The organism is Flavobacterium sp. GT3R68 (genome assembly GCF_007109225.1).
GTDB lineage: Bacteria > Bacteroidota > Bacteroidia > Flavobacteriales > Flavobacteriaceae > Flavobacterium.
In genome coordinates, this window is sequence record NZ_VJZK01000002.1 from 47,002 (window position 1) to 59,162 (window position 12,161).

Here is a 12,161-nt window from a genome sequence, read left to right on the forward strand (position 1 = left end):
AAACTTATTTCTGCGTCTTGTCTTTTTGACTTTCGCCTTTAATACAATTTCATTATCTTTGCCGGATATGACACTAATATCCGTTGATAACAGCAAAAACCAGGAGATTGTAAAAAATGTATTTACAATGTACCTGGAAAATAAAGGACATCGCAAAACGCCTGAACGCTATGCTATTCTTCAGGAAATCTACGAAAGCGAAGAGCATTTTGATATAGAAAATCTGTATATCAAAATGAAAAACAAGAACTACCGTGTCAGTAGGGCGACGCTTTACAATACTATCGAATTACTTTTGGACTGCGCATTGGTCCGCAAACACCAATTTGGACAAAATCAGGCACATTACGAAAAATCGTATTTTGATAAGCAGCACGATCACATCATCATGACCGATACGGGTGAAGTAATCGAATTCTGTGATCCAAGGATCCAGATTATCAAAAAAACGATTGAAGAGATATTCGATATCGATATCCACAATCACTCCCTATATCTTTACGGAAGTAAAAAAATACCAAAAACAGACAACGACAATCAATAACAAAACAACTAACTACAAATACAACTAACAGAATGACCGTAGATTTATTATTAGGATTACAGTGGGGCGATGAAGGTAAAGGAAAAATTGTTGACGTTCTTACATCAAAATATGACATTATAGCGCGTTTTCAGGGTGGACCAAATGCCGGGCATACTTTGGAATTTGACGGAATCAAACACGTTTTGAGAACCATCCCTTCCGGAATTTTCCACGAAAACTCCATCAACATTATTGGAAACGGAGTGGTGATAGACCCGGTCGTTTTTCAGAAAGAAATCGAAGGTTTGGAAAAATTTAATTTAGACATCAAAAACAAATTAATCATTTCCAGAAAAGCACACTTAATTTTACCGACTCACCGTTTGCTTGATGCGGCTTCTGAAGCTTCAAAGGGAAAGGCTAAAATTGGTTCTACCCTAAAAGGAATTGGTCCAACATATATGGACAAAACCGGTAGAAACGGAATCCGTGTGGGCGATATCGAATTGGAAGATTTTAAGGAAAGATACCGTTCTTTGGCTGACAAGCATGAGGCGATGATTAAATTTTACGATGTGGCCATTCAGTATAATCTGAAGGAATTGGAAGTGGAGTTTTTCGAAGCTATTGAGGATTTGAAAAAACTAACTTTTATTGATAGCGAAGAATATCTACATCAGGCGCAAAAAGCAGGAAAATCAATATTATGTGAAGGAGCTCAAGGTTCGCTTCTGGATGTTGATTTTGGTACCTATCCATTTGTAACTTCATCAAACACTACTGCCGCCGGAGCTTGTACCGGATTGGGAATTGCCCCAAATAAAATCAAGGAAGTATACGGAATTTTCAAAGCCTACGTTACCCGGGTTGGCAGCGGGCCTTTCCCAACGGAAGATTTTGAAGAAGCAGGTGCCACTATGGCAAAAATCGGAAACGAATTTGGTTCTGTTACCGGAAGACAAAGACGTTGCGGATGGTTGGATTTGGTTGCATTGAAATATGCGGTTCAGGTTAACGGCGTAACACAGTTAATGATGATGAAGGGCGATGTTTTATCCGGATTTGAAACCTTAAAAGTATGTACGGACTACAGTTATAAAGGAAAAACTATTGCACACTTTCCATACAATATCGAACCAGAAAATGTAACGCCCATCTATAAAGAATTCAAAGGATGGAAAGCCGATTTAACCGGAATGACCACCTACGATGAATTGCCAAAGGAATTGAAAGAATATATTGATTTTATTGAATCTGAAGTGGAAGTTCCTATCAAAATCGTTTCTGTTGGACCAGACAGAAAACAAACGATCATGAAATAAATTACCGAAACGCTTTGAGAAATCAAGGCGTTTTTTTCATCATAAAATTACATTTTAAAAATACACATGAGGCTAACCAGATTATTTACTGAATTCTTTGAAAGCGAAAAAGCAGGCGGACTTATATTAGTTTTCGTAACACTGCTTTCCCTGGTTTTGGCGAATTCTGACTGGCAGACCTCTTATCTGGAAATTTGGCAATTTGAATTTCAGGGACACAGCGTGGTTCATTGGATTAACGATGGGTTGATGACTATTTTCTTCCTGCTTATCGGGTTAGAATTGGAACGGGAAATCTATCAAGGCGAATTGTCAAAAATAAAAAATGCAGCCTTACCGTTATTCGGAGCTTTGGGCGGTATGCTGGTTCCGGCTGCACTCTTTTTGATTTTTAATTTCGGAACTGCTACGCAATCGGGAGCGGGAATTCCGATGGCAACAGACATAGCATTTGCGATTGGGATTTTATCATTATTGGGAAAGCGCGTTCCGATTTCGCTAAAAATATTCCTGACTGCTCTGGCCGTAATAGACGATCTGGGTGCCATTCTCGTAATTGCTATTTTCTATACTTCTTCCATTTCGTTTGTGAATCTAGCGATAGCATTCGGTATCATGGGGTTCTTATTTATTTTGAACCGAAAAAAAGTAAATAACGTGCTCCCCTATTTGATTGGCGGAATTTTCATGTGGTATTTCATGCTGCATTCCGGAATTCACGCCACCATAACCGGAGTTTTATTGGCTTTTGTCATTCCGTTTGGGGATGGAAGCAAAAGATCCATATCCTACCAGATACAACATTGCTTGCATAAACCTGTGGCTTTCTTCATTTTACCGCTTTTTGCGATAGCGAATACTTGCCTGGTAATAGACAGCGGTTGGCAGGAGGGTTTGCAACATTCAAACAGCATCGGAATTCTCGTTGGACTGGTAATCGGGAAACCGCTGGGAATATGGCTCTTTTCATTTTTTGGATGCGCGTTGGGGCTTTGCCATTTACCTCTCGGATTGAAATGGAAAAACATTGTTGGCGCCGGACTTTTGGGCGGAATTGGTTTTACGATGTCCATCTTTATAACCTTACTCGCGTTTGAAGATTCAGATGTAATCAATAATTCGAAAATCGCTATCTTGTTGGCTTCATCAATAGCAGCTATTCTTGGTTTTGTTACGTTGAAACTCACCTTGAAAAACCAAATATAAATCCTGCTTTTTCCAACTTATAAATAATTCATAATTAAGAGCATCCTTGTTTCCTTTTTCTTAAATTTGGCAAAAAATACATCCATTGAAGAAGCAACTTTTTTTTATCACATTTTGCCTGATACTATTTAGTTTCAATACTGTTTTTGCTCAAAAGCCAAATAAAATTGAAGTTATAAATGCAGATCATTCGGACATTAACCAAGTTGAATTGCCTGACGCGGTTTTACTGACTGGAAATGTGCAAGTTAAACACGATGGTGCTATACTGACATGTAACAAAGCGTATTATTTTCAGAAGGAAAACTATTTAAAAGCTTTCGGGAATGTGCATATCATCCAGGGCGATACCCTTACGATGAGCAGTAAATATGCCGAATACAACGGTGAAAACAAGCAGGCTTTCGCTACCGGAAATGTTATCCTGCAATCCCCGGAAATGTCCATGGTAACCGATACATTAAACTTCGACAGAAACAGTCAGGAGGCTTATTACACTACAGGTGCGACCATTACCAATAAAGGAAATACGCTCAATAGTAAATCGGGTAAATATTACGTAAACCAAAAGAAATATCAATTCCTGACCGCTGTAGTAATTACCACTCCGGACAATGTCATTAAATCAAATCATTTGGATTATTACACCAATTCGGGGCATTCCTATCTTTTAGGCCCATCGACGATTATTGGAAAGGAGAATAAGATTTATACCGAAAACGGTTTTTATGACACTAAAAAAGATGTTGCACGACTGGAACGGAATTCCAATATCCGATACAACAATCTCCTCATTAAAGCCGACAGTTTGTTTTACAATAAAAAAACAGGTTTCGCCAGAGGTGTCAACAATGTAAAAATAACCGATTCGATCAACAAGATTATTATTAAAGGACATTACGCAGAAATTTACAAGTTCAAGGATTCGATGTTTGTTACCAAACGTGCCCTTGCTGTCAGTATCGTCGAGAATGATTCGGTTTTTATGCACGCCAAAAAATTAATGGTGACTGGAAAAGAAGGAAACCGAATTATCAGGGGATTTAAAAATGCCCGGTTCTATAAAACGGATTTAAGCGGAAAATGTGACTCGATTCATTCCGACCAGAAAAAAGCCCTGACACAATTGATTGGAAAACCCATCCTTTGGAATTTCGACAATCAAATGACCGGTGACGTCATTCATCTCATCGGTAACAACCAGACTCAAAATCTCGATTCGCTGAAAGTGCTCAATAATGCCTTTATTGTTTCAAAAGATACTGTCGGAACCGGTTTTAACCAGGTTAAAGGCCAGAATCTGTACGGAAAATTTAAGGATAAATCACTTCAGGAAGTCGATATTGTCAAAAACACCGAAGTCATTTATTACATGCGAAACGACCAGCAGGAACTTATTGGTATCAATAAAAGTATCAGCAGCAAAATCAACCTGATGTTGGATAAAAATAAAGTGGATACGCTGACCCTTTTCGGTAATCCCGATGGAGATATATTCCCTGAAAAAGATTTGCCCGAAAATGCCCGAAAACTAAGAGGATTTATCTGGCGCGGTGATGAACGTATAATAACCAAATATGATATTTTCCCCGCTGAAGAAAATGAACTCAATGACAAAATAGTCAAGGAAAGCGCAGCCAAAAATGCCAAAGAAGATGTTCCGATGAAAGTATTAAAGGAAACTTTGGACTATGACAAAAATAACCCAAAGACAAAAATACCTGGGAAAATAGAATAACAGATTACTTAATGAACAACGATTTCCTAAAATACCAGGCGCAGACCTCTCCTTATCCCCTTGGAATGGAAGTTTCACACGCCATTGGCACTTATATTTACGACACCAATAATAAAAAATACCTTGACTTTGTAGCAGGAGTTTCCGCGTGTACACTTGGACACCAGCATCCACGGGTGAACAATGCAATTAAAGATCAGTTAGATAAATATTCGCACGTGATGGTGTATGGCGAATATTCCCAAAATCCTGCGGTTCAGTATTGCAAACTCCTAGCCTCTCACCTGCCATATCCTTTAGAGAAAACCTATTTGGTCAATTCCGGGACAGAAGCTACCGAAGGTGCCTTAAAATTAGCCCGAAGAGTCACCGGGCGCAGTCAATTGATTTCCTGCAATAATGCCTATCATGGCAATACAATGGGTTCGATGAGTGTGATGGGATTTGAGGAACGCAAACAGATTTTTCGTCCCTTAATTCCGGATGTGGAATTCATAACCTTCAATAACGAGGACGATTTACAAAAAATAACTACAAAAACAGCAGGGATAATTCTCGAAACCATCCAGGGCGGAGCAGGATTTATCCAACCACAAAATGATTTCCTTAAAAAAGTCAGGGAACGCTGCACCGAAATGGGTGCCCTGATGATTCTCGACGAAATCCAACCCGGCTTTGGAAGAACCGGAAAATTATTTGGTTTTCAGAACTACGATGTCGTTCCTGATATTGTGGTCATGGGAAAAGGAATGGGCGGCGGAATGCCTGTCGGTGCTTTTACCGCCTCGGCTGCGCACATGGATTTGTTAAGTGACAACCCGAAATTGGGCCACATCACTACCTTTGGCGGTCATCCTGTCATAGCGTCAGCCTGTCTTGCTACGTTGCAGGAAATTACCGAAACCAGCCTCATGCCTGATGCCTTGGATAAAGAAAAACTTTTCCGCACACTTTTGGTACATCCTTTGATACAAGAAGTTAGAGGAGAAGGATTAATGTTAGCCGCAATGACCGAAAGTGCAGTAATTACAAACACAGTAATTTTTAAATGCCAAGACAAAGGTTTAATATTATTCTGGTTGCTATTTGAAAGCTGTGCCATCAGGATTACACCGCCTCTAACGATTTCTGAAGAGGAGATTCGCGAAGGATGTGCGATTATCCTTGAGGCAATGGATGAAATACTGGACGGAAAGTAGGTTTTTTTGAAGCTGTTTCCAGCTATACGTTCCAAATGAAATTCACTGAACTCCTATGAAAATAAGAGCTAGGTGAAGTAATCTTTTTGGTTTTTAAGAAAAACCCAAAAAGGATTTCCTCTCCAAATACTGAAAAGTATTCACTGAACTCCTATTAAAAATAAAAGCAAAGTGAAGTAATCTGGGCTATATGCTTGACATTCAATGAAATTTGGTAAAATATTGTTAACTAAATTGTTCAAAACAAATCCCTTTTCCTCCCAAAACAAGAATTAAATCCTTAACTTTATTAAGGATAACATTAACACCTACTTATCATGCACCTGAACGACGAAGAAGAAGATTATAACTTATCCTTATCAAAGTTTGAATCTATGTTGAAAACCAACAAAGTTCTCTTCTTTGACTCCGAAGAATTTGAGGAGATCATCCTCCATTATTTGGACATGGGGAAAGCATCATTGGCAAAAAAAGCCTTGAAATTAGCCCTCGAACAACATCCTAAATCTACCGGTCTAAAACTGGTACAAGTAGAAATGTTGGTTTATGATGACAAGCTCGATGTAGCTGAAAAGCTATTGAATGAGTTGTATGCCATTGAACCTCACAATGAAGAGATTTATATCCAAAAAGCGAATATCTATTCCAAACGGGACAATCACGAAAAAGCGGTAGAGCTTTTGCAGACCGCCTTGAAATATACCGATGATTATGCCGATGTATATAATTTAATCGGAATGGAATACCTCTTTATGGACAATCTGGAAATGGCCAAAGAGAGCTTCATCAAATGCCTGGAAGAAGATACCGAGGACCAGGCGGCACTTTACAATGTTGTGTACTGTTTTGAATTTCTGGATCAAAACAAGGAAGCCATTGATTATCTGATGAAGTACATCGACAAGAATCCATACAGCGAAATCGCCTGGCACCAAATGGGACGATTGCATTACGGATTGAAGAATTATGAGCAAGCATTGCGTGCTTTTGATTACGCTACTCTTATTGATGAGGAGTTTTTAGGCGCTTTTATGGAAAAAGCCAAAACCTTCGAAAGACTAAAAAAATATGCGGAAGCTATTGAAAGTTACAACCGTACCATTGAACTCGACGATGCAACGTCTTATGCCCTGCTGAGAATCGGGAAATGTTATGAAAAATTAGGAAAGAAAGTCCTAGCCCTAAAATACTTCAATAAAACGGTTCATGAGGACCCATTATTGGACAAAGGTTGGATTGCCATTACTGATTTTTACGTGCGCCAGAAAAACTATCAAAAAGCACTATTGTTTGTCAATAAAGCGTTGAGTATCGACAACCAAAATCGGTTGTATTGGAAACGCTACGCCTCTATCAATAAAGAATTAAACTTCTTTGAGGAAGCCGAATTTGGTTACCGAAAAGCAGTTGAATTTGGGGATTACCAATTGGACACGTGGTTATTCTGGGTAGACATCCTGCAGTATTTGGGAGAATTCGACAGTGCTATTCAGACGTTATTACAGGCATCCGAATATTTCCCGGAAGAATACGAAATCGAATACCGCTTGGCCGGTCTTTATTTTATGAATTTTGACGACAAAAAAGGGAAATTCCATTTAAGTAACGGACTGCGTTTGAATTTCAAAAACAGAACCATCTTAGAAGAATTGTTTCCAGCTGTATGGGCCCGCAGAATGGTTCAAAATGCAATCAATAAGCATATTGAATAGCATGTCATTTATAAACATACCAACAAACCTAATCTAACCATTAGGTTTGTTTTTTTATATTACTCTTCTATGATAACTATCAATAATCAATATGGTTTGGTTGGGAAAAATATCAGTTATTCATTTTCCAAAGATTATTTTTCGAAGAAATTTGAAGACAATGATTTGACTGATTATTCATATGAAAATTTCGACATCCAGCATATAAATGAATTTCCTGAAATCCTAAAAAACAATCTTAACCTCAAGGGGTTGAATGTAACGATTCCGTACAAAGAAAGTATCATCCCGTTCTTGGATACATTATCCAATAAGGCATCAAAAATAGGTGCCATAAACACCATTAAATTCAACAAAAAAGGAAAACTGAAAGGATATAACACCGATTGTTTCGGTTTTCAAAAATCTTTACAGCCTTTGCTTCAGCCGCATCACAAAAAAGCCTTGATCCTGGGAACTGGCGGAGCATCAAAGGCAGTCGCTTTTGCATTGGAACAAATGGGAATTCTATACACATTCGTTTCCCGGGAAGCGACCGAAAATTCTATCGATTACAATCGCATTAATGCCACGACGTTTGATAATTATCAGATCATCATCAACTGCACGCCATTGGGCACCAGTCCAAATATTACAGAATGTCCCGATATTCCGTATGATTATTTTACAGCCGGACACATTGCTTTCGACCTGATATATAATCCTTCTGAAACGTTGTTTCTACAAAAAGCCAAAAGTAGCGGTGCCATTACGAAAAATGGACACGAAATGCTTATTTTTCAGGCAGAAAAGGCGTGGAAAATATGGAATAAAGGATGATTAAAACTTACATAAATTCCTATAAAACTAAAAATCAAATACTGTTTAACTGAATAATCGTTTAAATGGCGGATTTTCTTTGAATTTTGTCGTGGCTTTATTATCTTTCGACCTCAAATAATATGAACCTTAAACATTTATAAAATGTTAGAAGAAAAGAATGATAACCTGCAAGATGCAGATGGAAGTGTAGATAATAATCCGCAAGAGGCGGTTATGACAGAGAATCAGGAAGTTGCAGAAGCTCGTGAAGAGAATGATAATGTGATTGAACTTTCACCTGAAGAATTAGCTGATGACACATTAATCGTTGAGAATGATCACGAGATGGCTACTAATGCCATTGCCGATTCCAATGCAGAAGAAAGCGAAGACGAGACCCTGAAAGATCGCCACGAAATCCCAATGCTGAATTACGAAACTTTGTCGATGGACGAGTTGGTAGCCGAATTGGAGAAATTGACAACTGTTGAAAAAGTAATGTCTGTTAAAGACCATGTGGAGGAAATTAAAGCTGCATTCCTTTCAAAATACAATCATTTTATTGAAGAAAAAAAGGATGAATTCATTGCCGAAAACCCGGACACCACTGAAGAATTCCATTATCATTTGCCATTAAAGTCAAGATTTGACCAATTATATTCTGTTTTCAAAGACAAAAAAAACACCCATTTCAAAAGCCTTCAGACCAATCTTAAATCCAACCTGGAAACCCGCTTGGCTATTGTTGAAGAGCTGAAAGAACTTATCAATCCACAGGAAAACATTAAAGACACCTTAAAAACCTTTAATGAATTGAGAGAACGCTGGAAAAATGCGGGATCGATTCCTAAAGATAAATACAACCACGTTTGGAATAATTACCATTTTCATGTAGAAAATTTTTATGATTACCTGCATTTGGACCGAGAAGCCCGTGATTTGGATTTCAAGCACAATTTAGAGCAGAAACAAAAAATCGTTGCCCGAGTAGAAGAATTGGTTAACGAAGCAGATGTCAATAAAGCATTCCGGGAATTGCAGGATTTACACCGTATCTGGAAAGAAGATATCGGACCGGTTTCAAGAGAACACCGTGAAGAAATCTGGAATAAATTCAGTGACCTGACCAAACAAATGCATGATAAGCGTGAGACTTTGTATGAAAAACAAAGAGAGAATGAAGTTGAAAATTTAGCAAGCAAGCAGGACATCATTGCCCAGATTGAAGTTTTGGCTCAGGAAAAAGTGGCTGTCCATGCGCAATGGCAAGGCCAGATTGAAAAAGTGGAGGCTTTAAGAACCGCTTTCTTTAACGCCGGAAAAGTACCTAGCGAAGTAAACGAAGAAACCTGGGCAGCATTCAAAACTGCCGTTCGTAATTTTAATACTTTCAAAAATTCGTTTTACAAGGATATAAAAAAAGAGCAACAGGACAATCTAAATAAAAAGATGGAATTGGTTACCAAAGCGAAAGCGCTTCAGGAAAGCGACGACTTTACCGCCACAACTCCAATAATGAAACAAATTCAGGAAGAATGGAAACAAGTCGGTCACGTTCCGAGAAAATATTCAGATAAAATCTGGAAAGAGTTCAAAGAAGCCTGTAATCATTATTTTGATAAGCTAAAAGCCCAAAAATCGGAAGCAAATGATGAGGAAGTAGAAGCTTTTGATAAAAAGAAAGCCTATTTGGAAACTTTGAGAGAATTTCAATTGACCGGTGAGCACAAAGAAGATCTTGATGCTATTAAATTACATATTGAAACATGGAAAAGCTTTGGCAAAGTGCCTTTCTCCAGAAGACATATCGAAGGTAAATTCAACAAAATCCTTGATGCCCTTTTTGAAAAATTAAGCCTAAGCAAAAAGGACAGCGAAATGATGCGTTTCGCCAACAGGATGGATCAATTGTCGGGTATGGATGATAGCCGCAAACTGGAGAACGAGAAAATCTTTCTGATGCGAAAGATTGATGAAGTACAGAGTGAAATTTTCCAATTGGAAAACAATATTCAGTTTTTTGCCAATGCCAAAAAAGACAATCCGATGGTACTGGAAGTAAAAAAGAACATCGAAAGACACAGAGAAAGCCTGGATCTCTGGAAAGAAAAATTAAAACAGGTCAGAAACCTAAAACAAGCATAACATCAAACTTTATTACATAAAAAACCTCATTCGAACTGAATGAGGTTTTTTTATGCCTCGAAATTATAGTATGATAATTATCATTTTAGTCTTTCTCAAGTTGAATTACTTTTGACTTTAAGAAAAATATCTTTCTATGAAAACTTCCCTTCTTCAAAAATACAATGTCCCTGGCCCAAGATATACCAGTTATCCAACCGTTCCCTATTGGAATGATAAAGATTTCAATCACCAAAATTGGATAGATACCCTTAAAAAATCATTTACAGAAAGCAATTCTGAAGAAGGTATAAGTCTTTATATCCACCTCCCTTTTTGTGAAAGCTTGTGCACTTTCTGTGGCTGCAATAAGCGCATCACAAAAAATCACGACATGGAACATCCTTATATTGATGCGGTTTTAAAAGAATGGGACTTGTACTGCAATATATTGGGAGTCAAACCAAAAATTAAGGAAATTCATCTTGGTGGAGGAACGCCTACTTTTTTTTCCATTCAAAATTTAGAGAAATTAATCCATGGCATCTTTAAATATGCCGATAAAGCCAAAAACTCCGAATTTAGTTTTGAAGGTCATCCCAATAGTACGACTTATCAACATTTGCAAAAACTGTACGATTTAGGTTTCCGAAGAGTGAGTTTTGGTGTTCAGGATTATTCTGAAAAAATACAAAAAGCGATTCATCGTATCCAGCCTTTTCATAATGTGGCAAAAGTTACTTTTTGGGCAAAAGAAATCGGTTACACTTCTATTGGACATGATATTATCTACGGATTGCCATTTCAGGAAATCGAAAATATTATAGATACTATCGAAAAAACAAAATCATTACAGCCTGACAGGCTTGCCTTTTACAGCTATGCACATGTGCCGTGGATCAAGGGAAACGGACAGCGTGGCTTCAAAGATGAGGATATCCCGAAAGACAAAGAGAAACGAATGTTGTACGAAATCGGAAAACAATTGCTGTCAAAAAACGGATACGTGGAAATAGGAATGGATCATTTTGCTTTGAAAAGTGATAGTTTATTTCACTCTTTTCAAAATTCGGAATTACATCGGAATTTTATGGGCTATAGTGCATCCAAAACACAATTGATGATTGGTCTGGGCGTTTCTTCCATAAGTGACAGCTGGTATAGTTTTGCCCAAAATGTGAAGAAATTAGAGGATTATTATGAATTGTTGGAAAAGAATGAATTACCTGTTTTCAGGGGACACTTATTAACTGTTGAAGACCTCATCATCAGAAAACACATTCTGAATCTAATGTGCCAGTTTGAAACTTCATGGAAAAACAAATCCGCCTATTTCGAGGAACTTCCGGAAGTTTTAGTTCAACTGCAGGAAATGGAAAGCGACGGATTAATTAGGATTGAAAACGACACTATTCGGGTTACAGAAGCCGGAAAAGCATTTGTTCGGAATATTTGTATGGCATTTGATTTACGTTTAAAGCGGAGAGCCCCGGAAACAGAGTTGTTTTCAATGACGATTTAAACAAAAATTGA

Annotated in this window: 9 protein-coding genes; all 9 read left to right on the forward strand. The window is 37.9% G+C overall.

Annotated features, from left to right (window positions below):
* The first annotated feature begins 67 nt into the window (after positions 1-67).
* The 9 genes from FNW07_RS04525 to hemN all read left to right on the forward strand — a co-directional run bounded on the left by FNW07_RS04525 (position 68) and on the right by hemN (position 12,150).
* Positions 68-544 (forward strand): Fur family transcriptional regulator, encoded by a 477-nt coding sequence (locus FNW07_RS04525; RefSeq protein WP_126743782.1) that lies wholly within the window; start codon positions 68-70, stop codon positions 542-544.
* A 32-nt stretch (positions 545-576) separates the two neighbouring features.
* The gene (locus FNW07_RS04530) at positions 577-1,848 is read left to right on the forward strand and encodes an adenylosuccinate synthase (RefSeq protein ID WP_126743783.1); all 1,272 of its coding nucleotides are present in this window, start codon (positions 577-579) and stop codon (positions 1,846-1,848) included.
* A 66-nt stretch (positions 1,849-1,914) separates the two neighbouring features.
* Complete coding sequence (nhaA, locus tag FNW07_RS04535) at positions 1,915-3,054, forward strand: Na+/H+ antiporter NhaA (RefSeq protein WP_126743784.1); 1,140 nt, start codon at positions 1,915-1,917, stop codon at positions 3,052-3,054.
* 85 nt (positions 3,055-3,139) lie between these two features.
* Positions 3,140-4,792: an OstA-like protein gene (locus FNW07_RS04540; RefSeq protein ID WP_126743785.1), complete on the forward strand. Its 1,653-nt coding sequence runs from the start codon at positions 3,140-3,142 to the stop codon at positions 4,790-4,792.
* Positions 4,793-4,803: 11 nt separating this feature from the next.
* A complete protein-coding gene (locus FNW07_RS04545) occupies positions 4,804-5,991 on the forward strand; it encodes an aspartate aminotransferase family protein (protein WP_126743786.1) in 1,188 nt (395 codons plus the stop codon).
* Between the two features lie 317 nt (positions 5,992-6,308).
* A complete protein-coding gene (locus tag FNW07_RS04550) occupies positions 6,309-7,703 on the forward strand; it encodes a tetratricopeptide repeat protein (RefSeq protein ID WP_126743787.1) in 1,395 nt (464 codons plus the stop codon).
* Positions 7,704-7,772: 69 nt separating this feature from the next.
* Positions 7,773-8,522, forward strand: coding sequence for a shikimate dehydrogenase (locus tag FNW07_RS04555; protein ID WP_126743788.1), 750 nt, complete (start codon positions 7,773-7,775; stop codon positions 8,520-8,522).
* A 144-nt stretch (positions 8,523-8,666) separates the two neighbouring features.
* Positions 8,667-10,649 carry a DUF349 domain-containing protein gene (locus tag FNW07_RS04560; RefSeq protein ID WP_126743789.1) on the forward strand — a complete coding sequence of 661 codons (1,983 nt, stop codon included), beginning with the start codon at positions 8,667-8,669 and terminating at the stop codon, positions 10,647-10,649.
* A 136-nt stretch (positions 10,650-10,785) separates the two neighbouring features.
* Positions 10,786-12,150 carry an oxygen-independent coproporphyrinogen III oxidase gene (gene hemN / locus FNW07_RS04565; protein WP_126743790.1) on the forward strand — a complete coding sequence of 455 codons (1,365 nt, stop codon included), beginning with the start codon at positions 10,786-10,788 and terminating at the stop codon, positions 12,148-12,150.
* Positions 12,151-12,161: the final 11 nt, after the last annotated feature.